Annotated in this window: 25 protein-coding genes; 12 read left to right on the forward strand and 13 right to left on the reverse strand. The window is 66.7% G+C overall.

Annotated features, from left to right (window positions below):
* Nucleotides 1-58 precede the first annotated feature (58 nt).
* Nucleotides 59-886: a bifunctional DNA-formamidopyrimidine glycosylase/DNA-(apurinic or apyrimidinic site) lyase gene (gene mutM, locus ACNQQL_RS12880; RefSeq protein ID WP_072444687.1), complete on the forward strand. Its 828-nt coding sequence runs from the start codon at nt 59-61 to the stop codon at nt 884-886.
* Nucleotides 887-910: 24 nt separating this feature from the next.
* Entirely contained in the window at nt 911-2,017 is a 1,107-nt protein-coding gene (gene mutY, locus ACNQQL_RS12885) for an A/G-specific adenine glycosylase (RefSeq protein WP_347064316.1), read from the forward strand.
* A 94-nt stretch (nt 2,018-2,111) separates the two neighbouring features.
* Here mutY and ACNQQL_RS12890 read toward each other — a convergent pair whose 3' ends face one another.
* From ACNQQL_RS12890 to kdsD, 11 genes are all read right to left on the reverse strand, one after another.
* Entirely contained in the window at nt 2,112-2,747 is a 636-nt protein-coding gene (locus tag ACNQQL_RS12890; protein ID WP_072444683.1) for an LON peptidase substrate-binding domain-containing protein, read from the reverse strand.
* Between the two features lie 27 nt (nt 2,748-2,774).
* Nucleotides 2,775-3,683: an RNase adapter RapZ gene (gene rapZ, locus ACNQQL_RS12895; RefSeq protein ID WP_034179062.1), complete on the reverse strand. Its 909-nt coding sequence runs from the start codon at nt 3,681-3,683 to the stop codon at nt 2,775-2,777.
* Between the two features lie 75 nt (nt 3,684-3,758).
* Nucleotides 3,759-4,727, reverse strand: a complete 969-nt coding sequence (hprK, locus tag ACNQQL_RS12900; protein WP_006483133.1) for an HPr(Ser) kinase/phosphatase — start codon at nt 4,725-4,727, stop codon at nt 3,759-3,761.
* A gap of 129 nt (nt 4,728-4,856) precedes the next feature.
* Nucleotides 4,857-5,369, reverse strand: a complete 513-nt coding sequence (locus tag ACNQQL_RS12905; protein ID WP_034195643.1) for a PTS sugar transporter subunit IIA — start codon at nt 5,367-5,369, stop codon at nt 4,857-4,859.
* Between the two features lie 197 nt (nt 5,370-5,566).
* Nucleotides 5,567-5,926 carry a ribosome hibernation-promoting factor, HPF/YfiA family gene (gene hpf / locus ACNQQL_RS12910; protein WP_006477786.1) on the reverse strand — a complete coding sequence of 120 codons (360 nt, stop codon included), beginning with the start codon at nt 5,924-5,926 and terminating at the stop codon, nt 5,567-5,569.
* A 159-nt stretch (nt 5,927-6,085) separates the two neighbouring features.
* Nucleotides 6,086-7,591: an RNA polymerase factor sigma-54 gene (locus tag ACNQQL_RS12915; RefSeq protein ID WP_072444681.1), complete on the reverse strand. Its 1,506-nt coding sequence runs from the start codon at nt 7,589-7,591 to the stop codon at nt 6,086-6,088.
* Nucleotides 7,592-7,751: 160 nt separating this feature from the next.
* On the reverse strand, nt 7,752-8,528 hold the full coding sequence (gene lptB / locus ACNQQL_RS12920) for an LPS export ABC transporter ATP-binding protein (protein ID WP_072444679.1): 777 nt from the start codon (nt 8,526-8,528) through the stop codon (nt 7,752-7,754).
* Complete coding sequence (gene lptA, locus ACNQQL_RS12925; protein WP_072444677.1) at nt 8,525-9,190, reverse strand: lipopolysaccharide transport periplasmic protein LptA; 666 nt, start codon at nt 9,188-9,190, stop codon at nt 8,525-8,527. Before lptA ends, lptB begins: the two co-directional genes overlap by 4 nt.
* A gap of 20 nt (nt 9,191-9,210) precedes the next feature.
* On the reverse strand, nt 9,211-9,825 hold the full coding sequence (lptC, locus tag ACNQQL_RS12930; RefSeq protein WP_072444675.1) for an LPS export ABC transporter periplasmic protein LptC: 615 nt from the start codon (nt 9,823-9,825) through the stop codon (nt 9,211-9,213).
* Nucleotides 9,826-9,828: 3 nt separating this feature from the next.
* A complete protein-coding gene (locus tag ACNQQL_RS12935; protein WP_072444673.1) occupies nt 9,829-10,365 on the reverse strand; it encodes a KdsC family phosphatase in 537 nt (178 codons plus the stop codon).
* The gene (gene kdsD, locus ACNQQL_RS12940) at nt 10,365-11,348 is read right to left on the reverse strand and encodes an arabinose 5-phosphate isomerase KdsD (protein WP_034179055.1); all 984 of its coding nucleotides are present in this window, start codon (nt 11,346-11,348) and stop codon (nt 10,365-10,367) included. The genes ACNQQL_RS12935 and kdsD overlap by 1 nt, the downstream gene beginning before the upstream one ends.
* Nucleotides 11,349-11,474: 126 nt before the next feature.
* On the opposite strand from kdsD, the gene ACNQQL_RS12945 reads away from it, so the two are divergent.
* From ACNQQL_RS12945 to purU, 5 genes are all read left to right on the forward strand, one after another.
* On the forward strand, nt 11,475-13,481 hold the full coding sequence (locus ACNQQL_RS12945) for a monovalent cation:proton antiporter family protein (protein ID WP_111017820.1): 2,007 nt from the start codon (nt 11,475-11,477) through the stop codon (nt 13,479-13,481).
* Between the two features lie 77 nt (nt 13,482-13,558).
* Nucleotides 13,559-14,125 (forward strand): adenine phosphoribosyltransferase, encoded by a 567-nt coding sequence (locus tag ACNQQL_RS12950; RefSeq protein WP_034179054.1) that lies wholly within the window; start codon nt 13,559-13,561, stop codon nt 14,123-14,125.
* Nucleotides 14,126-14,151: 26 nt separating this feature from the next.
* Nucleotides 14,152-14,766 carry a LysE family translocator gene (locus ACNQQL_RS12955; RefSeq protein WP_347064317.1) on the forward strand — a complete coding sequence of 205 codons (615 nt, stop codon included), beginning with the start codon at nt 14,152-14,154 and terminating at the stop codon, nt 14,764-14,766.
* 5 nt (nt 14,767-14,771) lie between these two features.
* Complete coding sequence (locus ACNQQL_RS12960) at nt 14,772-15,626, forward strand: NUDIX hydrolase (protein WP_347064318.1); 855 nt, start codon at nt 14,772-14,774, stop codon at nt 15,624-15,626.
* Nucleotides 15,627-15,700: 74 nt separating this feature from the next.
* Nucleotides 15,701-16,585, forward strand: a complete 885-nt coding sequence (gene purU / locus ACNQQL_RS12965; protein WP_034179051.1) for a formyltetrahydrofolate deformylase — start codon at nt 15,701-15,703, stop codon at nt 16,583-16,585.
* Between the two features lie 144 nt (nt 16,586-16,729).
* On the opposite strand, the gene ACNQQL_RS12970 is transcribed toward purU, so the two are convergent.
* Nucleotides 16,730-17,812 carry an AI-2E family transporter gene (locus ACNQQL_RS12970; protein ID WP_204424570.1) on the reverse strand — a complete coding sequence of 361 codons (1,083 nt, stop codon included), beginning with the start codon at nt 17,810-17,812 and terminating at the stop codon, nt 16,730-16,732.
* A 250-nt stretch (nt 17,813-18,062) separates the two neighbouring features.
* Nucleotides 18,063-20,948 (reverse strand): excinuclease ABC subunit UvrA, encoded by a 2,886-nt coding sequence (gene uvrA / locus ACNQQL_RS12975; RefSeq protein ID WP_072444665.1) that lies wholly within the window; start codon nt 20,946-20,948, stop codon nt 18,063-18,065.
* 247 nt (nt 20,949-21,195) lie between these two features.
* Between uvrA and ACNQQL_RS12980 the strand changes: the two genes are divergently transcribed.
* The 5 genes from ACNQQL_RS12980 (at nt 21,196) to ACNQQL_RS13000 (ending at nt 25,188) form a co-directional block, all read left to right on the forward strand.
* A complete protein-coding gene (locus tag ACNQQL_RS12980; RefSeq protein ID WP_072444663.1) occupies nt 21,196-22,383 on the forward strand; it encodes an MFS transporter in 1,188 nt (395 codons plus the stop codon).
* A gap of 102 nt (nt 22,384-22,485) precedes the next feature.
* Nucleotides 22,486-23,040, forward strand: coding sequence for a single-stranded DNA-binding protein (locus ACNQQL_RS12985; protein ID WP_034179047.1), 555 nt, complete (start codon nt 22,486-22,488; stop codon nt 23,038-23,040).
* Between the two features lie 120 nt (nt 23,041-23,160).
* Nucleotides 23,161-23,712 carry a G/U mismatch-specific DNA glycosylase gene (mug, locus tag ACNQQL_RS12990; protein WP_347064319.1) on the forward strand — a complete coding sequence of 184 codons (552 nt, stop codon included), beginning with the start codon at nt 23,161-23,163 and terminating at the stop codon, nt 23,710-23,712.
* Nucleotides 23,699-24,322: a DNA-3-methyladenine glycosylase gene (locus tag ACNQQL_RS12995; RefSeq protein ID WP_347064320.1), complete on the forward strand. Its 624-nt coding sequence runs from the start codon at nt 23,699-23,701 to the stop codon at nt 24,320-24,322. The genes mug and ACNQQL_RS12995 overlap by 14 nt, the downstream gene beginning before the upstream one ends.
* A gap of 101 nt (nt 24,323-24,423) precedes the next feature.
* Nucleotides 24,424-25,188, forward strand: a complete 765-nt coding sequence (locus ACNQQL_RS13000; RefSeq protein WP_034179044.1) for a ParA family protein — start codon at nt 24,424-24,426, stop codon at nt 25,186-25,188.
* Nucleotides 25,189-25,639: the final 451 nt, after the last annotated feature.

Genomic DNA, 25,639 nt, shown 5'->3' on the forward strand with positions numbered 1-25,639 from the left:
GTAACGCGCTCGCTACAATACACGCACGATCGTGAATCCAGCCTCAGACCCGTATAACATGCCAGAGTTGCCAGAAGTCGAAGTCACGCGCCGGGGCATCGAGCCCTTTGTCGCGGGCCGCCGCGTCGAGCGTGTCGACATCCGTACCGCGATGCTGCGCTGGCCCGTGCCGGCGGGGCTCGCCGAGCAGTTGCGCGCGCGCGAGGTGCTCGCGGTCGAACGTCGCGGCAAGTACCTGCTGTTCGAGGTCGACGCGGGCTGGTTCATCGTCCATCTCGGCATGACGGGCACGCTGCGCGTGCTGCCCGCGGCCGGCGTGCCCGTTGCCGCGAAGCACGATCACATCGACTGGATCTTCGACGAATTCGTACTGCGGTTCCGCGATCCGCGCCGCTTCGGCGCCGTGCTGTGGCACCCGCGCGAAGCGGGCGACGTGCATGCGCATCCGCTTCTCGCGAGCCTCGGCGTCGAGCCGTTCTCGCCGGCGTTCACCGGCGCGCTGCTGCATGCGCGCACGCGCGGTCGCACGGTGTCGGTCAAGCAGGCGCTGCTCGCGGGCGACATGGTCGTCGGCGTCGGCAACATCTATGCGTCGGAGAGCCTGTTTCGCGCCGGCATTCGGCCGACGACGGCCGCCGGCAAGGTGTCGCTGCCGCGCTACGAGCGGCTGGCCGACGCGGTGCGCGCGACGCTCGCCGATGCGATCGAGCGCGGCGGCAGTACGCTGCGCGATTTTGTCGGCAGCAACGGCGAAAGCGGCTATTTCCAGCTCGACTGCTTCGTCTACGACCGTGCCGGCCAGCCTTGCCGCGTATGCGGCACGCCGATCCGCCAGATCGTGCAGGGCCAGCGGTCGACCTATTTCTGTGCGACCTGCCAGCGTTGAAACCTTTTTCCGCGATTAGATAACTTGAAGCCGCCCCGCATCGCCCCCGCTCCGTTCCCCGTCACGCCGCTGCACCGCACGTTCGCCACGCGCCTGATCGCGTGGCAGCGCGAGCACGGCCGCCACGACCTGCCGTGGCAGAACACCCGCGATCCGTACCGAATCTGGCTGTCGGAAATCATGCTGCAACAGACCCAGGTGTCGACCGTCATCCCGTATTACGCGCGCTTTCTCGAACGCTGCCCCGACGTCGCCGCGCTCGCGGCCGCGCCGGTCGACGACGTGATGGCGCTGTGGGCGGGGCTCGGCTACTACTCGCGCGCCCGCAACCTGCACCGCTGCGCGCAGGCCGTCGTCGCCGAGCACGGCGGTGCGTTTCCGGCGACGCCCGACGCGCTGGCCGAACTGCCGGGCATCGGCCGCTCGACGGCCGCGGCGATCGCGTCGTTTGCGTACGGCGCGCGCGCGACGATCCTCGACGGCAACGTGAAGCGCGTGCTCGCGCGGGTGTTCGGCGTCGAGGGCTTTCCGGGCGAGAAGCGCGTCGAGAACGACATGTGGGCGCTCGCCGAATCGCTGTTGCCTGACGCCGCGAACGCGGCGGACGTAAGCGCCTATACGCAGGGGCTGATGGATCTCGGCGCGACGCTGTGCGTGCGCGGCAAGCCCGATTGCGCGCGCTGCCCGTTCGCGGGCGACTGCGTCGCGCAATCGACGGGCCGGCAGCGCGAACTGCCGGCCGCGCGGCCGAAGAAGGCCGTGCCGACACGCAAGACCTGGATGCTCGTGCTGCGCAACGGCGACGCCGTGCTGCTCGAGCGGCGGCCGCCGGCCGGCATCTGGGGCGGCCTGTGGAGCCTGCCGCAAGCCGACGGTGATGCGGCGCTCGCGGAACTTGCGCAGGGCTTCGGCGGCGGCGGCCCGGTGCCGCTTGCGCCGTTCACGCACACGTTCACGCATTTCCGGCTAGAGATCGAGCCGCGGCTGAGCGACATGGCGGACGGCGGCGGCCTGCCGTCGCAGGCGCGGGACGCGGAGACCGCGTGGGTGCCGTTGAGCCGGCTCGATGCGTACGGCGTGCCGGCACCCGTGCGCAAGCTGCTCGATGCGCTGAGCGGGCCGCTGCTGTAACGAGGAGGAAAGGGTGCGGCGCGGGCCGCGCGTTCGAGAAAACGCCCGGCCGCGCCGGGTTTTCGGCACCGAAGGAAGTCCCGTCTGGAGGCGCCTACAGCCAGCCGTGCCGGTCGAGCACGTGGTGCACGGCGTCGATGCGTGCGCCGACGTCCGGAAACTCCATCAGCTTTTGCCGCGCGCGCAGGTCGAGCGGCAGCAGTTCCGAGAGGCGGTTTGACACCCAGCTGGGATCGTCGAGACGAAACGGTTCGCCGAACGGCAGCTTGCCCGGCTCGGATTTCTTCAGCGCGTCGATGATGCGCTCGAGCACCTCGGCGCACGAGCCGAACTGTGCGAGCGCCTGCTCGCCTTCGAGCGGGATGTCGTCGGGCAGCGGCTCCGCGATGCCGACCAGCAGCCCGTTGCCTTCGACGCGATACGACAGCAGTTCGAAACGCTGCGTGCCGACCGCCTGCAGATACAGCATCCCGAATTCACCGGTATCGCACTCGGTGATGCGCGCCATGCAGCCGATGGTTTCGGGCACCGACACGGCGCCGTCCTGTGCGACTTCGGGCCCGCTCTTCAGCAGGCACACGCCGAACGGCGCGTCGTCGCGCAGGCACGCGCGGGACATGTCGAGGTAGCGTGCCTCGAACACCTTGAGCGGGAGCAGGCCTCCCGGAAACAGCACCGTGTGCAGCGGAAACAGCGGCAGGTCGATCAGGGTGGTCGATAGGGAGGACATGGCGCGCGGGCGTTGGGGCGGGTGTCGCTAGGGTCGGTCGACCTCGGAGACGAGCCGCGACGACGCGTCGACATCCACTGGCGCGTCACGATGCCGCACGATCACGTTCGCCTCGTGCGCGAGGCGCGCGGCGAGCGTTTCCGCGATGAACACCGAGCGATGCTGGCCGCCGGTGCAGCCGATGGCGACGGTCAGGTAGCTGCGGTTGTCATCGCGGAAGTGCGGCAGCCATTTCAACAGGAACGCATGGATGTCGTCGATCATCTGGTGGACGATCGGCAGTGCGTCGAGAAAGGCGATGACCGGCTGGTCGAGCCCGGTGAGCGGGCGCAACTCGTGGTCGTAGTACGGATTCGGCAGCGCGCGCACGTCGAACATCAGGTCGGCGTCGAGCGGTACGCCGCGCTTGAAGCCGAACGACTCGAACATCACCATCAGGTCGTTGTTCTTCTGCTCGATGAAGCGCTTGACCCACGTGCGCAGCACGTTCGCGCGCAGCGTGCTCGTATCGATCTGGTGGCCGAACTCGGCGAGCGGCGCGACGAGGTCGCGTTCGCGCTCGATCGCTTCCTCGAGCGACGACAGCAGGCCGACGTCCGCATCGTGCGACAGCGAGCCGGACAACGGATGGCGGCGGCGCGTTTCGGAGAAGCGCTGGATCAGCGCCTGGGTGCTTGCGTTGAGGAACAGCACGCGCACGTCGTGATCGCGTGACAGCTCGCGGATCAGGCCGGGCATTTCGTCGAGCGATGCGCTCGAGCGCGCGTCGATCGCAACCGCGAGCCGGCGCTGGCCGTCCTGGGCGAGGTAGCGGGCGAGTTCGGGGAGCACATGCGGCGGCAGGTTGTCGACGCAGTAATAGCCTGCGTCTTCTAGCGCGTTCAGCGCGACGGATTTGCCTGAGCCGGAGATGCCGGTGATAAGGACGATGCGCATGGGAAGCAGAGAATCCTGACGTTTCATCATAGCACCGGCTCGACACGTCGGCGTTGCGCAGCCGGCGCGTGCGGGTTACACCAGTTTGCCGGGGAACTGACTGTCGGGATCTTGCATCGCGAGTCGTTGCCGATCCATGAAATCGCGCAACGTGTCGATTCCGCGCAACTGCAGGATCGTGTTCCGGACGGCGGCCTCGACGAGCACCGCAAGGTTGCGGCCGGCCGCGACCTGGATCGTGACCTTGCTGATCGGCAAACCGAGCACGTCGACGGTCTGGCTTTCGAGCGGCAGGCGCTGGAATTCGCCGTCGGGGCGCCGCACGAGCTGGACGATCAGCTTCAGCTTCATTTTCCGCCGCACGGCGGTTTCGCCGAAGATCGTCTTGATGTCGAGCAGGCCGAGGCCGCGCACTTCGAGCAGGTTTTGCAGCAGCGGCGGGCAGCGCCCTTCGACGAAATCGGGGCCAAGACGGACGAAGTCGACCGCGTCGTCGGCGACGAGGCCGTGGCCGCGGCTGATCAGTTCGAGGCCGAGCTCGCTTTTGCCGAGGCCCGAGTCGCCGGTCAGCAGCACGCCCATCCCGAGGATGTCGAGGAATACGCCGTGCAGCGTCGCGCGCGGCGCGAGGATGCGGGACATGTAGAGCCGCAGGCTGTCGATCACCGCGGCGGCCGACATCGGCGTCGTGAACAGCGGGGTCGACGAGCGCGTGCAGCGCAGCACGAGTTCGGGCGGCGCCGCGGCGCCGCCGGCGACGACGAGGAACGGCGGTTCGAGCGCGATCAGCTCGGCCATGTGGCGCGAGCGGTCTTCGTCGGTCTGGCGCTGGTAGTAGTCGATTTCGGCTTCACCCAGCACCTGGATCCGGTTCGGGTGGATCAGGTTCAGGTGGCCGACGAGGTCGGCGCTCGACGTCGCGTTGCCGACCGTGTCGGCCGAAAAGCCGCGTTCCCAGCCTTCATGCCCCGTCAGCCAGCTCAGTTTCAGCGTGGCCGCGTTGTCGTCGAAGATGCTCTGGGCGTTGATGCTGGACGTATCCATGACTTTCGTCACTCCAATGGGCCGGTGCATGCGCGCGGCGACGGACGTCGCCATGCCGGGCCGGCGCCGGGCGGCCCTGGACGGCGGCGCGTGCCGCCTCGTACGGGAAAATATTCCGCCCGGATCAACTCAAGGTTGCCACTGAGTGAGCAGGCGATGCAACTCGGCGATATCCGTTTCGTTGTGCAGACGCTCACGCGCGTCGCGATCGGACAGCAGTTGCGCGATTTCCGACAGGATTTCGAGATGCTGCTGGGTGGCTTGCTCGGGGACGAGCAGGAAAATCAGGAGGCCGACCGGCTGGCCGTCGGGCGCTTCGAACGGGATCGCATCGGCGAGCCGGACGAACGCGGCGAGCGGGTGCTTGAGACCCTTGATGCGCCCGTGCGGAATCGCGACGCCTTCGCCGAGCCCGGTCGAGCCGAGGCGCTCGCGCGCGAACAGGTTGTCCGTGACGGTGCTGCGGGCGATGCCGTTCTGATTCTCGAACATCAGCCCGGCTTGTTCGAACACGCGTTTCTTGCTGGTGACCGAGAGGTCGATGACGACGTTCTCTATGGGCAGGATTTTGGCTAGGCGATTCATGTTGGCAGGCGATTGGGCGGCCTGGGGTCTCCTTGCGGCGGCAGACTGATTTTCCATGTTCGGCGATATCAAGGCATTTGGTATCGGCAACCTGCAACGCAGCTACCGCACCCAACGCCCCCCCGGCGATAACCGGGACATTATAGAGCACAGCCGCGTGCGTGGCGCAGCATGGACGGACCGGTCGCACCACGGGCGCGGAGTCGCAAAAAAAACGCCCGGCGAACCGGGCGGCGTGCGTGTTGCGGTGACGGTTATTGCGGCGGCAGTTCGATCTGGTCGATCGACGGTTGAAGTTTGATCGGGTCGTGCGCGTGCGTTTGTAGGCGCTCCATGTGCTTGACGACCTGGCGATCCAGCTTGTCGATCAGCAGATCGATCGCGGCGTACAGGTTGCCGTTCGCGCTTTCGACGAAGATGTCCTTGCCCTTCAGGTGCAGATTGATTTCCGCGCGCTGCTGCTTGTCCTTTTCCTTGTGATTGTCGACCGAGAGGATCACAGTGCCATCGATCACCTGATCGCTATGCCGTAGCACCCTGTCCAGCTTGGTGATCACGTATTCGCGAATTGCAGGCGTGACTTCGAGATGATGTCCACTGATCTTCAGGTTCATAGTGCTTCTCCAAGCGAGTGACCACCCGGCCGCATCGAGGCGGCGCTCCGGCCGACTTGCCCGTGCCGCACAGAGGCGGTGTATCGCGGACAGGTCGCCCGGCCTGTTCCCCGTGTGCGCGGTGGCCGGAACACGCCTGCCGCCGGGCAGGCAGCAGGCCTAAAGAGACTTGCGCAGATTCACTGCCGGGATCTTGAGGGCTTCGCGATATTTGGCAACCGTGCGGCGCGCGACCACGAAACCCTGTTCTGCCAGCAGCTCGGCAATGCGGCTGTCCGAAAGTGGCGATTTTGGGTCTTCAGCTCCTATCAGTTGCTTGATGAGGGCTCGGATGGCTGTCGACGAGGCGGCGCCACCGGTGTCGGTCGAAACGTGAGATCCGAAGAAGTACTTAAATTCAAGCGTCCCGAACGGGGTCAGCATGTACTTCCCGGTTGTCACACGGCTGACAGTCGACTCGTGTAGGCCCAGCGTATCAGCTATTTCCCGCAAAACCAAGGGGCGCATGGCAATTTCACCGTGCGCAAAGAAATTCTTCTGACGCTCGACAATAGCCTGTGCGACACGCAGGATCGTGTCGAAACGCTGCTGGATGTTTTTGATCAGCCAGCGTGCTTCCTGAAGCTGCTGTTTCAGCGAACCGGTCGACGGATCGCCGCGGCTGTTGCGCAGGATGTTCGCGTAGAGGTTGTTGATCCGCAGGCGCGGCACGACCTCCGGATTGAGCTCCGCGAGCCATCCCTGGCCGGCCTTCTTCACGATGATGTCGGGCACGACGTAGTCGGCCTCGGCCTTGCCGTACGCGGCGCCGGGGAACGGCTCGAGCGAGCGGATCAGCGCGTGCGCGTCGCGCAGCGCGTCGTCGCTCGCCTTCAGGTGCTTGCGCAATCGCGTGAAGTCGCGTGCGGCGAGCAGCTCCAGATGCTGCGACACGATCTCGAGCGCGAGGGTGCGCGTCGGGGACGGATCGAGGCGCAGCAGCTGCAGCTTCAGGCATTCGGACGCCGAGCGGGCGCCGACCCCGGCCGGGTCGAAGCTGTGCAGTAGCGCGAGTGCCGCGTTCAGTTCGTCGCAGTCGATCTCCAGCTCGGGCGGCAGGTCGGCGAGCACTTCGTCGAGCGTGGCGGTCAGGTAGCCGTCGTCGTCGAGCGATTCGATCAGGAACATCACGAGCGCGCGATCGCGCGGCCCGGCCTGCGTGACGCGCAACTGCGCGGACAGGTGGTCCCGCAGCGACGTCGCGGCTTCCTGCACCTGCAGCGGCGGGAGGTCGTCGTCGTCGGACGCGCCGCTCGAGCGGCCGAATTCGTCGAGATTCCATTGCGGGCCGTCGTTGCCGTCGCCGGACGCGTAACCGTCGTATTCGTCCGCGCCGGCCGGTTCGTCGCGCTCCGCGCGATCGCCCGACGTGCTGCTGCTGTTTGCCGGAGCCGGCTCGGTATTCTGGCCGGAAGGTGTCTGCGCGATCAGCGATCCGTCCGACGCGACGCGCAGCGGGCTCACGATCCATTCGTCGTCGTTCTCGAGCAGCGGGTTCTGCGCGACTGCCATCGCGACTTCCTGCTGCAATTCGAGCGTCGACAACTGCAGGAGCCGGATCGACTGCTGTAGCTGCGGCGTCAGCGCCAGATGTTGCGACAGGCGGAGTTGGAGGCTGGCTTTCATGGCAAGGAGGGAGTCATACCGGCAGTTTGCCACGACCCAGGCGCGTTGAGCCATCCGCGATTACGCGCGGCGCGCCGCCCGGCCGCGGGCATGGCCGCGAAGCGGGGCGCGGCCCCGCGCGGCCATGCCGGGCGGGGTGCAGCCAGCCACGAGGAGGAAGTTACATGCGGAAGTGTTCGCCGAGATACACGCGGCGCACGCTTTCGTTTTCGATGATTTCGCTCGGCGCGCCGGCGGCGAGTACCGAGCCGTCGCTGATGATATAGGCGTGGTCGCAGATGCCGAGCGTTTCACGGACGTTGTGATCGGTAATCAACACGCCGATGTTGCGCTGCTTCAGGAACTTGACGATCTTCTGGATCTCGAGCACCGCGATCGGGTCGACGCCGGCGAACGGTTCGTCGAGCAGGATGAAGTTCGGGTTGGTCGCGAGCGCGCGCGCGATTTCGACCCGGCGTCGTTCGCCGCCCGACAGCGACAGCGCCGGGTTCTCGCGCAGGTGGCCGATCTGCAGCTCGTCGAGCAGTGCTTCGCTGCGCGACGAGATCGCGTCCTTCGACAGCCGCTTGCCGTCTTCGCCGTATTGCAGCTCGAGCACCGCGCGGATGTTTTCCTCGACGGTCAGCTTGCGGAACACGGACGCTTCCTGCGGCAGGTACGACAGGCCGAGCGACGCGCGCTTGTGGATCGGCAGCAGGCTGATCGAGCTGCCGTTCAGCGAGATCTCGCCAGCGTCGAGCGGCACGAGGCCGACGATCATGTAGAACGACGTGGTCTTGCCGGCGCCGTTCGGGCCGAGCAGGCCGACGACTTCGCCGCTCTTCACGTCGAGCGACACGTCCTTGACGACCGTGCGCGAGCCGTAGCGCTTCTTCAGGTTGCGGACGACGAGCGAACTCGTGGTGCCGGCCGGCTGACGGTTCGGTAGCGCGTTCATTGGCCCGGCGCTCCCTGGATCGTGGTCGACGGCGACAGCTTCGCCGGCGCGCCGGTCAGCGGCGCGGGGCCGCCGTTCTTCGGCGACAGCATCGCGCGCACGCGGCCGTTCGGGTTGCCGGGCGCGGCGATGTCCTTGCCGCCCTTCGCGGTGTAGAAGTCGCGCTGGCCGTCGTACGTGATCACGCTGCCGTGCACGGTGTCCGCGACGGTCGACGTGCCCTGCAGGCGGCGTACGGTCGCGGCGGTCGTCAGCGTGGTCAGGTCCTGCTTGCCGTCGTAGTCGATGCGCTCGGCGTCGCCGTCGATGTATTCGTCGAGGCCTTCGCGCTTCTGGCGGAACGTCGCGTGCTTCTTGCCGCTGCCGAACGACGTCGCGTACTGATAGCCTTCCGGATCCTGACGCACTTCGACGCGATCGCCCTTGATGATGATCGTGCCCTTCGTGATCACGACGTTGCCGGTCGCGACCGTGACCTGCTTCAGGTCGTCATAGGTCAGGTTGTCGGCCTCGACGTTGATCGGTTTGTTCTGGTCGGCCTTCTCGGCATGGGCGAGCGGCGCCAGCCCGATCAACGGGAGCGCCACGAGCGTCGCGGCGAGCGCGGCGCGGACGGCGCGCGCAGCGCCGCCGGAAATCTGTCGAGGGAACGGTTCGTTCATGCAGTCACGTGAGGGAAGCGTCACTTGGGTTGACCTTTCGAGCCGCCGGACGTGTCCGCCGCGGCGATCGTGCCGCGCACGTTGCCGTAAAGCTCGATGACCCGGGTGACGTTGTTGTACTTCATGCCGTCGGTCGCGTTGACGAGCGACAGGCCGCGCTGAAGTTTAACCGGCTTTTCGGTCTGGATCACATCGTCATTGACGAAGATCCGGAAATGCTGGGAATCGGCCTGCATTTGCGGATCGCCGCCGCCGGCCGCGCGCAGGATGCGCGCGTCGTCGTACAAATCGACGATCGACACGTCGCCGTTGACGGTGCCGCGCTTCGCGGTGGTCGTCACGACCGGCTTGCCGGGCTGGAATGCGCGCATGGCCGGATCGGCCAGGTCGCTGTTTTCGGTGTCTTCGTAATGGACCAGCTTCGCGGCCGTCAGCCGGTACTGCGTCGTGCCGGACTGGTCGAGTTCGGTAACCGAGAAGTTGTCCGCGAAATAGTCGGGCGTATGGCGCTTCGGCTGCGCGATGCCTTCGCCCGGCGGCGGCAGCGTCGCCTGCAGCAGCCACCACGTGATGCCCGCGAGCGCGGCGACCGCGGCGAGCGGCAGCAGCTGGGTCCAGCGGAAATGCGTATTCATCCGTCAGGCTCCGCAGGCGGCCGCGAGCAGCGCGTCGTAGCGGCGCTGAGCGCGCAGGATCGCGTCGCAGACTTCGCGCACGGCGCCGTGGCCGCCGCGGGCCTCGGCCACCCAGTGCGCGCGGGCGATCACGTCGGGGTGCGCGTTCGCGGGCGCGGTCGCGAAGCCGCAGCGCAGCATCACCGGCAGGTCGGGCCAGTCGTCGCCCATGTAGCCGCACGCGTCGGCGGTGAGGCCGAGCGATGCGATCAGGTCGGCGAACACCGCGAGCTTGTTCTCGACGCCCTGGAACAGGTGCGCGATCTTCATTTCCTTCGCGCGCGCCGCGACGATCTCCGAGCGGCGGCCCGTGATGATCGCGGTCGCGATGCCGGCTTCGCCGAGCAGCTTCACGCCGTGGCCGTCGAGCGAGTTGAACGACTTCATCGCGTCGCCGGCCGCGGTAAACAGCAGGCCGCCGTCGGTCAGCACGCCGTCGACGTCGAAAATCATCAGCTTCACGCGGCTCGCGCGTTCGGCCGCAGTCAGCGCTGCGCTCATCAGATCACCTTCTTCGAAAACAGGTCGTGCATGTTCAGCGCGCCGATCAGCGCGCCGTCGGCATCGACCACCAGCATCTGGTTGATCCGGTGGCGCTCCATCAGTTCCACGGCCTCGACCGCCAGGTGATCCGGCCCGATCGTGCGCGGGTTGCGCGTCATCACGTCGGTGATCGGCAGCGTGCGGAAGTCGCCGTCGCGCGCGAGCACGCGGCGCAGGTCGCCGTCCGTGAAGATGCCCGCGACCTTGCCGTCGGCGTCGACCACGGCCGTCATGCCCAGGCGCTTCGCGGTGATCTGGAACAGCGCGTCCGACAGCGTCGCGTCGAGCCCGACGGACGGGACGTCGTCGCCCGAGCGCATCACGTCGCGCACGTAGGTGAGCAGGCGCCGGCCGAGCGCGCCGCCCGGGTGCGAGCGCGCGAAATCTTCCGAACCGAAGCCGCGCGCGTCGAGCACCGCGACGGCGAGCGCGTCGCCGAGCGCGAGCGCGGCGGTCGTGCTCGCGGTGGGCGCGAGGTTCAGCGGGCACGCTTCCTTCGAGACCGCGGCGTTCAGGTTCACGTCGGCGAGCGTGCCGAGGCTCGACTCCGCGCGGCCCGTGATCGCGATCAGCTTCGCGCCGATCCGCTTGACGAGCGGCAGGATCGCGACGAGTTCTTCCGATTCGCCGGAATAGGAGATGCCGATGAAGACGTCGTCGGAGGTGACCATCCCGAGGTCGCCGTGGCTGGCCTCGGCAGGATGGACGAAGAAGGCCGGCGTGCCGGTGCTGGCCAGCGTTGCCGCGATCTTGCGGGCAATATGCCCCGATTTGCCGATACCGGACACCACCACGCGGCCGCGGCAGCCGAGCAGCAGCGCGACGGCCTGGACGAAGCCGCCGTCGAGTTGGTCGCGCAGCGCGCGCACGGCGTCCGCCTCGATGTCGAGCACGTCGCGGGCGAGCGCGAGCGCCCGATCATCATTGATTTTCGCTATCATGCGCGGAGTATAGCAAAGGCGTTTGTTCGCCGCGCCGGGCCTTCGGACTCGTCCGATGTCGCCTATCCCACGCTACGCCATCGCGCCCGCTTCGCGGTGGCCCCGACGAACGAGGACGCTTCGCCCGTGATTTCCCCGCTCGAAATGACGCTCATGCTGCTGCTGGCTTCGGTGGTGGGCGTCGTCGTATTCCGCTCGCTGAACCTCCCGCCGATGCTCGGCTACCTGACCGTCGGCATCCTGGTCGGCCCGCACGCGCTCGGGATCGCGGCGGATCTCGAGCGCGCCGAGCATCTCGCGGAATTCGGCGTGGTGTTCCTGATGTTCTCGATCGGCCTCGAATTCTCGCTTGCGAAACTGAGGTCGATGCAGCGGCTCGTGTTTGGTCTCGGGCTGCTGCAGGTCGTCGCGACGCTTTTGCTCGCGCTGCTGCTCGGCGCGCTGTTCGAGCGCTGGGTGCACATCACGTGGCAGGGCGCCGTCGCGCTCGGCGGCGCGCTCGCGATGTCGTCGACGGCGATCGTGTCGAAGATGCTTGCCGAACGTCTCGAGATCGAGACCGAGCACGGCCGCAACATCTTCGGCGTGCTGCTGTTCCAGGATCTCGCGGTCGTGCCGCTGCTGATCGTGATCGCCGCGTTCGGCGCCGAATCGTCGAAGGATCTCGCGCTGACGCTCGGCTTCGCGGCGGTCAAGATCGTGATCGCGCTCACGCTGCTGCTGGTCATCGGCCAGCGCTTCATGACGCGCTGGCTCAACGTCGTCGCGCGGCGCCGCTCGCAGGAGCTGTTCGTGCTGAACCTGCTGCTCGTCACGCTCGGCGCCGCGTTCATCACCGACAAGTTCGGCCTGTCGCTTGCGCTCGGCGCGTTCATCGCGGGGATGCTGATCTCCGAGACGCCGTTCCGCCATCAGGTGGAGGAGGACATCAAGCCGTTCCGCGACGTGCTGCTCGGCCTGTTCTTCGTGACGACCGGGATGCTGCTCGATCCGCGCGTGATCTGGGAGCATCCGTTGCTCGTGCTCGGCTTCTTCGTCGGGCAGATCCTGTTCAAGGGGACGATGATCGCCGGGCTCGCCCGGCTGTTCGGCGCGACGCCGGGCGTCGCGATGCGCACGGGCATCGGCCTCGCGCAGGCCGGCGAATTCGGCTTCGTGCTGCTGAACCTGATCCTCGACCGCCATTTGGTCGATTCGACGCTGCTGCAGGCGATCCTCGCGTCGATGCTGCTGTCGATGCTCGCCGCGCCGTTCCTGATCCAGAACGCCGACCGGATCGTGATGCGGCTGTCGTCGACCGAATGGATGCAGCAGTCGCTGCAGATGACGCGGATCGCGACGCAAAGCCTGAAGCAGCGCGGCCACGTGATCATCTGCGGCTACGGCCGCGCGGGCCAGAACCTGGCGCGCATGCTCGAACAGGAAGGCATTTCGTATGTCGCGCTCGACCTCGACCCGGACCGCGTGAGCGCGGCCGCGGCAGCCGGCGAATCGGTCGTGTTCGGCGACGCGGCGCGCCGCGAGTCGCTGCTCGCGGCCGGTATCCACCGCGCGGCGGCGGTGGCGATCACCTATGCGAACACGCCGTCCGCGCTGCGCGTGCTGCACCACGTGCACGAGCTCGAGCCGACGCTGCCCGCGATCGTGCGCACCGTCGACGATGCCGATCTCGAGAAGCTGCTCGCGGCCGGCGCGACCGAGGTGATTCCGGAGATTGTCGAGGGCAGCCTGATGCTCGCGTCGCATACGCTGGTGCTGGTCGGCGTGCCGATGCGCAAGGTCGTGCGGCGCGTCGAGGAAATGCGCGACGAGCGCTACAGCCTGCTGCGCGGCTATTTCCGCGGCGCGGACGACGCGGACGACGACGACCACGAGCAGGTGCGGCTACAATCGGTGCCGGTCGATGCGCGCGCGGACGCGGTCGGGCGCTCGCTGGAGGAACTCGGGCTGTATGCGCTCGGGCTGGAAGTCACGGCGATCCGCCGGCACGGTATCCGCGGTGTCGAACCCGATCCGCAGACCAAGCTGCGCGCGAGCGACATCGTCGTGCTGCGCGGGCTGCCCGAGGCGCTCGCGCTCGCGGAGGAGCGGCTGTCGCGCCATCGGCGCGATCCGCCGGCCGCGGCCGCGTGAGCGCCGATTCAATAACCCGACCCGTATTTTTCGAAACGGTGCCCGATCTTCGCGCACCGTTTTTTTCGGAGAGTTTCATGCCGCATTCGTCGTCGGGCGCGCCGCTCGATCCGGTCGCCTTCATCCACAGCCAGATCCGCACGGTGCCCGACTGGCCGCAGCCGGGCGTGATGTTCCGCGACATCACGACGCTGCTGCAGAGCCCGAAGGCGCTGCGCATCCTCGTCGACCTGTTCGTCGAGCGCTATGTCGATGCGAAGCTCGACTACGTCGCGGGCCTCGACGCGCGCGGCTTCATCATCGCGCCGATCGTCGCGTACGAGCTGAGCGTCGGCTTCGTGCCGATCCGCAAGGTCGGCAAGCTGCCGTACAAGACGCGCTCAGAATCGTACGACCTCGAATACGGCAGCGCGACGGTCGAGATCCACGAGGATGCGTGCCGCCCCGGCGACCGCGTGATCATCATGGACGACCTGATCGCGACCGGCGGCACGATGATGGCGGGGCGCAACCTGCTGCAGCGGCTCGGCGCGGTGGTCGTCGAAGGCGCGGCGATCATCGACCTGCCCGATCTCGGCGGTTCCACGCTGCTGCGCAACGCGGGACTGCCCGTCTATACCGTTACCGAATTCGCCGGCCACTGAACGCCGGCTTACACCGCGAGGTCACGATGCCCAACTTCATGCTGTTTCTCGCCACGTCGATCGCGATCACGTTCGCGCCGGGTCCCGACAACCTGCAGGTGCTCGCGCGCGGCATCTCTCAGGGCCGCGCGGCCGGCTTCGTCGCCGCGCTCGGCTTCACGGCCGGGATCCTGTTTCACACGACGCTCGCGGCGCTCGGCGTCGCGGCCGTGCTGCGTTCGTCGCCGGTCGCGTTCGAGATCCTGAAGCTCGCGGGCGCCGCGTACCTCGTGTGGATCGGCATCAAGGCGCTGCGCAGCCAGGGCCTCGCGAATGCGCACGCGCGCCCGCCGCAGCCGCTCGGCACGATCTTCCGGCAGAGCGTGATCGGCAACCTGATGAACCCGAAGGTCACGCTGTTCTTCGTCGTGTTCCTGCCGCAGTTCGTCGATCTGCACGGCGCGCAGAGCGTGACGCTGCAGATGTTCGAGCTCGGCGCGCTGTTCATGCTGCAGACGGCCGCGATCTTCTCGCTGTTCGGCGTCGGCGCCGGGATGATCGGTGCATGGCTGAAGCGCCGCCCGAAGGCCGGCGTGTGGCTCGACCGGATCGCCGGCGCGACGTTCATCGCGATCGGCATCCGTGTCGCGCTGAAGGACTGACGGCAATGACGTTTCCGTGCATCGCGGCCGCGCGCCGCTTCGATCCGGCCGCGCACCTGCGCTTCGAGATCGCCGGCCAGGCGGTCGGCTGGGTGCGCCGTCAGGATGTCGCGAAGCTTGCGCGCTGGCCCGACGTGTTCGAGCTGACCGGCGAGCGCGTCGTGCTGTCGGCGCGCTACGACTCGGTCGACGCGCGCAGCATGGCGCTGGCGAGCGCGATCGGCGCGCTCGCGGCCGAAGGCGCGATTCCCGGCTGGCGCGACGAGGTCTACGCGATCCGCAATCGCTTCGACGATGCGCCGCTGGCGTATATCGAGCGCGCCGCGTCGCGGTTCTTCGGGACGCAGACTTATGCGGTGCATCTGAACGGCATCGTAGAATACGCGGCTACGCCAGCCGCGGCCGTGCCGCAGATGTGGCTCGGCCGCCGCAGCGCGACCAAGGCAACCGACCCCGGCATGCTCGACAACGTCGTCGCGGGCGGCATCGGCTGGGGCCTGGGCGTTCACGAGACGCTCGCGAAAGAGTGCTGGGAAGAAGCCGGCATTCCGGCCGAACTCGCGGCACGCGCGATCGCGGGCCGCGCGGTGCAGGTGCTGTGCTCGCTGCCGGAAGGCACGCAGTCCGAACTGATCTTCGTGTACGACCTGCCGCTGCCGCACGACTTCGCGCCGCGCAACCAGGACGGCGAAGTGGCCGAGCATCTGCTGGCCGGCGTACCCGAGGTGATCGGCTGGCTGCGCGAAGGCCACGCGACGATGGACGCGAGCCTCGCGACGCTCGACACGCTGCTGCGCCATCGCTGGCTGACGGCGCAAGAGGCGGCAGGCATCGACGCGCTGTTCGCACCGGCCGCGTGACGCGCGCCGCGACGCGCAGTCCGGCGGCGCGAACGGGTAATTTGACGAATACGGAAACAAAGGGAGTAGCGGTCATGCCGACCGATCACAGCTTTATCTTGAAACTGTCGTGCCCCGACCGGCACGGCATCGTCCACGCGGTCTCGGGCTTCCTGTTCGAGCGCAGCAACAACATCCTCGATTCGGCGCAGTTCGGCGACAGCCGCACCAGCGAATTCTTCATGCGCGTGCACTTCGAGCAGGACGGCAACGGCACGGATGCCGCGTCGGCGCTCGACACACTTCGCAAGGAATTCGCGCCGCTCGCCGAGCAATTCTCGATGCGCTGGGAACTGCACGATGCGGCCGTGAAGCCGCGCGTCGTGATCATGGTGTCGAAGATCGGCCACTGCCTGAACGACCTGCTGTTCCGCTATCGCACTGGCCAGCTGCCGATCGAGATCCCGGCGATCGTGTCGAACCACAAGGAGTTCTACCAGCTCGCCGCGAGCTACAACATCCCGTTCCATCACTTCCCGCTGATCGGCGGTTCGTCCGATGCCGCGAAGGCCGCGCAGGAAGCTCGCGTGCTGGAGGTGATCGACGAGCACCAGGCCGATCTCGTCGTGCTCGCGCGCTACATGCAGATCCTGTCGCCGAACATGTGCCAGCAGCTCGCCGGGCGCGCGATCAACATCCACCACTCGTTCCTGCCGAGCTTCAAGGGCGCGAAGCCGTACTACCAGGCGTTCGACCGCGGCGTGAAGCTGATCGGCGCGACCGCGCACTACGTGACGACCGATCTCGACGAAGGCCCGATCATCGAGCAGGAAGTCGAGCGCGTCGACCACAGCATGACGCCCGACCAGTTGACCGCGATCGGCCGCGACGTCGAGTGCGTGACGCTCGCGCGCGCGGTGAAGTGGCACGTCGAGCACCGGATCGTGCTGAACGGGACGAAGACGGTCGTGTTCCGCTGATCTGAATCGGCCGGCCCCCGGTTGGCCGGCCGCCGGTTGGCCGCCCCCCCGGATCGCCGGCCGCCGATCGGCAGTCCCCGGAAACAAAAACGCCGCGCCCCCTTTACGGGGCGCGGCGTTTTTTTGTCGCCTGAGACGCGGGTTTCAGATCAGCCGCAGCAGGTACAGCTCGCGTTTCAGGTACGCATAGAAGATCGGCGCGGCGATCACGCCCGGCAGCCCGAACGCGGCCTCCATGATCAGCATCGCGAGCAGCAGCTCCCACGCGCGCGACTCGATCTGGCCGCCGATGATCTTCGCGTTCAGGAAGTATTCGAGCTTGTGGATGACGACGAGGAACACGAGCGACGCGATCGCGGTGCCCATGCTGACCGACAGCGATACGGCGACGATCAGCGTGTTCGAGATCAGGTTGCCGATCACCGGCAGCAGGCCGACGATGAACGTGACGAGCACGAGCGTCTTCGACAGCGGCAGCCGCTCGTGGAAGATCGGCAGCGCGACGAGCAGGTAGATGCCCGTGAACGTCGCGTTGATCGCCGAGATCTTGATCTGCGCGAACACGATCCGGCGGAACGCGTCGGAGAAGCGCGATACGCGCGTGACGAGCGCGGTCGACAGCGGCCGGCGCACCTTGCCGTGCTCGACGCCGATCGCGATCATCGCGCCGATGATCATCCCGAACAGCACGTGGCCGAAGCCGCGCGCGACGCTCTTGCCGCTCTGCTGGAGCTGGTCCATGTGCGAGTGCATCAGCAAGGCCGCCTTGGTCTTCATCTGCTCGACGTCGACCGGCAGCAGGTTCGCGATCCACGCCGGCGTGCGCGCGCGGGTTTGCTCGACGATCTGCATCAACTGGCCGAGCAGGCTCTGCAGGTTCGGCACCGTGTGCTCGAAATGCTCGATGATGCCGATCGTCAGGCCCGTGAGCCCGCCGACGATCGCGATCGCCAGCAGCACGACGGCGACCCAGCGCGCGCGCATGCTCGTCGTGTGGCGTTCGATCACGGGCGCGATCGTGTGGATCAGCTGGTAGACGAGCAGGCCGGCCAGCAGCCCGCCGAGCAGCTTGAGCTCGAGGACGAGCCACATCGTGACGATCGTGAAGAGATAGCTGCCGATCTCGAGTGCCGACAGCTTCGGCAGGCTGAAGTCGCTCGTCAGCCGCACGCTGCGCAGGTGCGGCTCGCGGCTCTGCGCATCGCGCGACTCTTGTTGCTTCTCCATCGTGGATTCCTGTCGTTCGTGTGTCATGCCGCACAGCGCGCGGCAGAGCCGGGTTCGCCCGGCGTCGCACCGGACTGGTGCGGAAGGCGAACCTTACGACCGTAAAGTATAGCTGCCATTATGGTCCGCAAACGGGCCGTTTGGCGCGTCGTGTAAACGCAGAAGGGAAAACGAGGGGGCTGCTCGCCGCGAAAGGACGCGCGCGGCCGGGCGGCCGCGCGCGGGAAGGGCCGGGAGGGCCGAAAGCGCGTCAGCCGGCCGCGACCTTGCGGGTCGGACGCTTGAGCAGCGGCGCGAGGTACTTGCCGGTGAAGCTTGCCTTCGTCTTCGCGACCTGTTCGGGCGTGCCCTGCGCGATGATCTGGCCGCCGCCGGCGCCGCCTTCGGGGCCGAGGTCGATCACCCAGTCGGCCGTCTTGATCACGTCGAGGTTGTGCTCGATGATCACGACCGTGTTGCCCTGGTCGCGCAGCCGGTGGATCACCTCGAGCAGCAGCGCGATGTCGTGGAAGTGCAGGCCGGTGGTCGGCTCGTCGAGGATGTACAGCGTGCGGCCCGTGTCGCGCTTCGACAGCTCCAGCGACAGCTTCACGCGCTGCGCCTCGCCGCCCGACAGCGTCGTGGCCGACTGGCCGAGGCGGATGTAGCCGAGGCCGACGTCGAGCAGCGTCTTCAGCTTGCGCGCGATGACCGGCACCGCGCTGAAGAACTCGTACGCATGCTCGACCGTCATGTCGAGCACTTCGCTGATGTTCTTGCCCTTGTACTGCACTTCGAGCGTTTCGCGGTTGTAGCGCTTGCCGTGGCACACGTCGCACGGCACGTAGACGTCCGGCAGGAAGTGCATCTCGACCTTCAGCACGCCGTCGCCCTGGCACGATTCGCAGCGGCCGCCCTTCACGTTGAACGAGAAGCGGCCCGGATCGTAGCCGCGCTCCTTCGAGGTCGGCACGCCCGAGAACAGCTCGCGGATCGGCGTGAACAGGCCCGTATACGTGGCCGGGTTCGAGCGCGGCGTGCGGCCGATCGGCGACTGGTCGACGTTGATCACCTTGTCGAAGTGCTCGAGGCCCTCGATCGCCTCGTGCGGCGCCGGCTCGGCCGACGAGCCGTACAGATGGCGCGCGACCGCGTGGTACAGCGTGTCGTTGATCAGCGTCGACTTGCCGGATCCCGACACGCCGGTGATGCAGGTCAGCAGGCCGACCGGCAGCTCGAGATCGACGTGCTTCAGGTTGTTGCCGTGCGCGTCGACGATGCGCAGCATCCGCTCGGCGTCGGGTGCGATCCGCTCGTCCGGATACTCGATCGTGCGCTTGCCGAGCAGGTACTGGCCCGTCAGCGACTGCGGGTTCGACTGCACCTGCTTCGGCGTGCCTTCGGCCACCACCACGCCGCCGTGCTCGCCCGCGCCGGGGCCCATGTCGACGACGTAGTCGGCCGTGCGGATCATGTCCTCGTCGTGCTCGACGACGATCACCGAGTTGCCGAGGTCGCGCAGGTGCTTGAGCGTGCCGATCAGGCGATCGTTGTCGCGCTGGTGCAGGCCGATCGACGGCTCGTCGAGCACGTACATCACGCCCGTGAGGCCCGAGCCGATCTGCGACGCGAGCCGGATCCGCTGCGCCTCGCCGCCCGACAGCGTCTCGGCGCTGCGCTCGAGCGACAGGTAGTCGAGGCCGACGTTGTTCAGGAACGTCAGGCGCGCGACGATTTCCTTGATCACCTTGTCGGCGATCTCGCGCTTCGCGCCTTCGAGCGTCAGCCCGTCGAAATAGCCGAGCGCATCGCGCAGCGGCCAGCCGCTGATTTCATAGATGCCGCGCGCGTAGTCGCCCGTGCCGATCCGCACGTGGCGCGCCTCGCGACGCAGGCGCGTGCCTTCGCACGACGGGCACGGCTGGTTGTTCTGGTACTTCGACAGTTCTTCGCGCACCGCGACCGAATCGGTTTCGCGGTAGCGGCGCTCGAGGTTCGGGATGATCCCTTCGAACACGTGCTCGCGGATCGTCGTGCGGCCGCGCTCGTTGATGTACGAGAACGGGATCGTCTGCTTGCCCGAGCCGAACAGCAGCACCTTCCTGATTTTTTCCGGCAGATCCTCGAACGCGGCGTCGATGTCGAATTCGTAGAACGCTGCGAGGCTCTGCAGCATCTGGAAGTAGAACTGGTTGCGGCGGTCCCAGCCCTTCACGGCGCCCGCGGCGAGCGACAGCGACGGGTGCGCGACGACCCGCTTCGGGTCGAAGAACGTGATCTGGCCGAGGCCGTCGCATTCCGGGCACGCGCCCATCGGGTTGTTGAACGAGAACAGGCGCGGTTCGAGCTCCTGCAGCGAGTACGAGCAGATCGGACACGCGAACTTCGAGCTGAACAGGTGCTCGTGGTCGGTATCCATCTCGAGCGCGATCGCGCGGCCGTCGGCGAGGCGCAGCGCCGTCTCGAACGATTCGGCGAGGCGCTGCTTCATGTCCGGGCGCACCTTCAGGCGATCGACGACGACGTCGATCGTGTGCTTGTCGTTCTTCTTGAGCTTCGGCAGCGACTCGACCTCGTAGATCTTCGCGACGCCTTCGTTCGCGGTGCCGCCGCCCGAGCGCACGCGAAAGCGCACGAAGCCCTGCGCCTGCATCTCCTCGAACAGCTCGACGTGCTCGCCCTTGCGGTTCGCGACGACGGGCGCGAGGATCATCAGCTTGGTTTCCTCGGGCAGCGCGAGCGCGGCGTCGACCATCTGCGACACGCTCTGCGCCTCGAGCGGGATGTCGTGGTCGGGGCAGTACGGCGTGCCGACACGTGCGTACAAAAGTCGCAGGTAGTCGTGGATTTCCGTGACCGTGCCGACGGTCGAACGCGGGTTGTGGGACGTCGCCTTCTGCTCGATCGAGATCGCGGGCGACAGGCCCTCGATCAGGTCGACGTCCGGTTTCTCCATCAACTGCAGGAACTGGCGGGCATAGGCGGACAGGCTTTCGACGTAGCGGCGCTGGCCCTCGGCATAAAGGGTGTCGAACGCAAGCGACGACTTGCCCGACCCTGACAACCCGGTAATCACGATCAGCTTGTGGCGCGGCAGGTCGAGATTGACGTTTTTCAGGTTGTGGGTACGTGCCCCACGGATACGGATCTGTTCCATGAACCTGGCGAAAATGGAGGGAACCAAACCTGCTACTATAACGGCTTTTCGAGACCGTCGTTCGGGGTCCCCAGCCTTTACAGCAGGTGGCAGCAAGGCGGCGCCTGCGCCGGGGAAAGCGGTCGCGCCGCGCGGTTCCGGGTGGCCTGCAGGCTGCCGAATCCTGCCCCGATACGTCGCCCGCCGGTCCTGATCTTCCGCCGCCCGTTACCGGGCGGACATTCCGATCATTCGAAATTCATTCCCGATGTCCAATCCGTCCGCCACGTCTTCCCGCATGACCGCGCCCGAATTGCGCGCGACCACGTCGCTCGCGGCGATCTTCGCGCTGCGCATGCTCGGCCTGTTCATGATCATGCCGGTGTTCTCGGTCTACGCGAAAACCATCCCGGGCGGCGACAACGTGCTGCTCGTCGGCATCGCGCTCGGGGCCTACGGCGTCACGCAGTCGCTGTTCTACATCTTCTACGGCTGGGCGTCCGACAAGTTCGGCCGCAAGCCGGTGATCGCCACGGGCCTCGTGATCTTCGCGATCGGCAGCTTCGTCGCCGCGTTCGCGCACGACATCACGTGGATCATCGTCGGCCGCGTGATCCAGGGGATGGGCGCCGTGTCGTCCGCGGTGCTCGCGTTCATCGCCGACCTGACTTCCGAGCAGAACCGTACCAAGGCGATGGCGATGGTCGGCGGCTCGATCGGCGTGTCGTTCGCGGTCGCGATCGTCGGCGCGCCGATCGTATTCCACTGGGTCGGGATGAGCGGGTTGTTCACGATCGTCGGCGTGTTGTCGATCCTCGCGATCGGCGTCGTGGTGTGGATCGTGCCCGACGCGGCGAAGCCCGTGCACGTGCCCGCGCCGTTCGCCGAGGTGCTGCACAACGTCGAGCTGCTGCGCCTGAACTTCGGCGTGCTGGTGCTGCATGCGACGCAGACGGCGCTGTTCCTCGTCGTGCCGCGCCTGCTCGTCGACGGCGGGCTGCCGGTCGCCGCGCACTGGAAGGTCTACCTGCCGGTGATGGGGCTCGCGTTCGTGATGATGGTCCCGGCGATCATCGTCGCGGAGAAACGGGGCAAGATGAAGCCGGTGCTGCTCGGCGGCATTCTGGCTATCCTGATCGGCCAATTGCTGCTGGGCAGCGCGCCGCATACCATCCTGATTGTGGCAGCGATCCTGTTCGTCTACTTCCTGGGGTTCAACATCCTGGAAGCGTCGCAGCCGTCGCTCGTGTCGAAGCTCGCGCCGGGTTCGCGCAAGGGCGCGGCCACGGGCGTGTACAACACCACGCAGTCGATCGGGCTCGCGCTCGGCGGCATCGCGGGCGGCTGGCTGCTGAAGCACGGCGGCGCGAACACCGTGTTTTACGCGTGCTCAGGGCTGGTTGCCGCGTGGCTTATAATCGCGGCCAGCATGAAAGCGCCGCCGCGCAAGGCCTGAACCCAATTTTCGGGCAGGCACCGGCGGCGTTCGCCGGCTTGCCCGGCGGGCCGCTCCGACGCATGCGCGGGCGGCCCGGCATCGAATTTACTGGAGAAACACATGGCATCCGTCAACAAGGTCATCCTCGTCGGCAATCTCGGCGCCGATCCTGAAGTCCGTTACCTGCCGAGCGGCGACGCGGTTGCGAACATCCGTCTCGCGACGACCGACCGCTACAAGGACAAGGCAAGCGGCGATTTCAAGGAAATGACCGAGTGGCATCGCGTCGCGTTCTTCGGTCGTCTGGCGGAAATCGTCAGCGAATACCTGAAGAAGGGTTCGTCGGTCTATATCGAGGGCCGCATCCGCACGCGCAAGTGGCAAGGCCAGGACGGCCAGGATCGTTATTCGACCGAAATCGTCGCCGACCAGATGCAGATGCTCGGTGGCCGCGGCGGTGCGGGCGGTGGTGGCGGCGGCGGTGACGAAGGCGGTTACGGCGGCGGCTACGGTGGCGGCGGTGGCGGCCGTGGCGAGCAGACGGAACGCGCCGGTGGCGGCGGCGGTCGTGCCGGCGGTGCGGCGCGCGGTGGTGCTGGCGGCGGCGCGCAGAGCCGTCCGAGTGCGCCGGCAGGCGGCGGCTTCGACGAGATGGACGACGATATCCCGTTCTGATCGGCAAGTCGGCATCCCGCATCACGATGGGCCCGAATGTCCGAGTCAAGCCGGTTGCTTGGCCCGGGTCTTCGGGCCTTTCTTCGTTTACGTCCTTGTACGTCGCACTCCAGGCGAACCGTGGCTGACGAACTCCCCGACCTCATCGCTGCGCATCTCGACGTGCTGTTCTGCGGGATCAACCCCGGCATGACCGCCGCCGCAACCGGGCATCACTTCGCGGGGAGAGCCAATCGCTTCTGGCGCGTGATTCATCTCGCGGGTTTCACGCCAACGGAAATTCCTCCGCAGGACGATCGCGCGATACTCCGGTACGGCTGCGGCCTGACGGCGGTGGTGAAGCGGCCGACCGCGAGTGCCGATCAGCTTTCGCGCGCGGAATTCCTCGCCGCGGCGGCGGAGTTCGAACAGAAGGTAGCGCATTATGGGCCGCGCTTTGTCGCGTTTCTCGGCAAGGCGGCGTACTCGGCGCTCTCGGGGCAACGCGAAATCGCGTGGGGATTGCAGCCGGCGCGCATGCAGCGCGCGAGCGTCTGGGTGCTGCCCAATCCCAGCGGGAGAAATCTTGCGTTCGGCCTCGACGATCTGGTCGATGCGTACCGTCAGCTTTATCTGCACGCGAGGACCGCTTCCGGTCGTCAGCCGGAGGGGCAGCCGGATGCGACTCGGTAAGACGGCATCCCCATGGCCGGGCACCGTGTTGCCGCGTGCGTTCTTCGATCGCGCAGCGACCGACGTCGCGCCGCAACTGCTCAACAAGATCCTCGCGGCAGCCGACGGCCGGGCCGGCCGCATCGTCGAAGTGGAGGCCTATGCCGGCGCGATCGACCCGGCGGCGCATACCTATCGCGGCAAGACGCCGCGCAATGCGACGATGTTCGGGCCGCCCGGGCACCTGTACGTCTATTTCACGTACGGCATGCACTGGTGCTGCAATTGCGTGTGCGGCCCCGACGGCACGGGAACGGGCGTGCTGATCCGTGCGTTGGAACCGCTGCACGGGCTCGAGCAGATGCGTGCGGCACGGCCGCCGCTGACGCGCGATCGCGATTTGTGTCGCGGGCCGGCGCGGCTGACCCAGGCGATGGGGATCGGCGGCGCCCAGGATGGCGTCGATTTGGTCTGCGCGCGCGAAGGGTTCGCGGTCGTGGACGACGGCATGGCGCCGCCCACCGATCTGGCGGGCGGGCCGCGCATCGGCATTCGCGTCGGCACGGATCTTCCGTGGCGATGGAGCGTGCCCGGCAATCGCCATGTATCGGGTGCGCTGCCGCGCATCTGATGCGTGCCGCGCACAATCGCGCGTAATTCGATCTGCGTCACGCAGCCGCCATTATTGACCGGCTAAGCTGATCCTTTCGACGTTTCGATCGAGGAGACACCATGCGGCGGGTCGTATTCAACCAGAAGGGCGGCGTGGGCAAATCGACGATCGTCTGCAACCTGGCGGCGATCAGCGCGAGCGAAGGGCTGCGCACGCTCGTCATCGACCTCGATGCGCAGGCGAATTCCACGCGCTACCTGCTTGGCGACGCCGCTGCCGATGCGCAACCGGGTGTGGCCGGCTTCTTCGAAACCGCGCTGACCTTCAACTTCCGTCCGGTCGACGTCGCGTCGTTCATCCATCCGACCCCGTTCGAAGGGCTCGACGTGATGCCCGCGCATCCGGACCTCGACACGCTGCACGGCAAGCTGGAATCGCGCTACAAGATCTACAAGCTGCGCGATGCGCTGAACGAACTCGATACCTACGACGCCGTGTACATCGACACGCCGCCCGCGCTGAATTTCTATACGCGCTCGGCGCTGATCGCGGTCGAGCGCTGCCTGATCCCGTTCGACTGCGACGATTTCTCGCGCCGCGCGCTGTACACGCTGCTCGAGAACGTGAAGGAAATCCAGCAGGACCACAATGCGGCGCTCGAGGTGGAAGGAATCGTCATCAACCAGTTCCAGCCGCGCGCGAGCCTGCCGCAACGGCTGGTCGACGAACTCGTCGACGAAGGGCTGCCGGTGCTCGCGTCGAGGCTGTCGGCGTCGGTGAAGATCCGCGAGTCGCATCAGCAGTCCAAGCCGGTGATCCATCTCGAACCCGGGCACAAGCTCGCCCAGGAATTCCGCGCACTGCATCGCGAACTGGCCGGCTGATCGCCCGCACGCCGGCGCCGGCGCCGGCCGCGGCCGCGGCCTCGGCCGTTTCATACGGCCGCGCCAGGTTTTTTCCATTGCGACCCGCAATTCATCCGATCATTGATTTTGTCATTAATAATCCCGGAAACGATTTCATAATAAATCCGGAAAATCGATTACATAAGTAACTGCTCCATTTTCAATGGGCGCCGGTTTTCTAATAAACGAAATAGTGAATTGGTAAATGTTGAGCGGCGTCATGATGCGCTACGTTGTAAAAAGGTAAAAAGGCAATACGGGACAGAGTGCGAGGTACTTTTTTCTCTGCGATGACGGCGCGTCGTGGGCTCAGGCGGTCGCACGAAATGAAATAAGGGTTTACACTTATCATTAATGCCATTTTATTGACAATTAATCGATCTAGAATGGCTTCCTCCAACTTCTCGCGCTCAAGTGAGTGGAGAGTTGT

Source organism: Burkholderia sp. LFS061 (genome assembly GCF_047978125.1).
Classification (GTDB): domain Bacteria; phylum Pseudomonadota; class Gammaproteobacteria; order Burkholderiales; family Burkholderiaceae; genus Burkholderia; species Burkholderia pyrrocinia_C.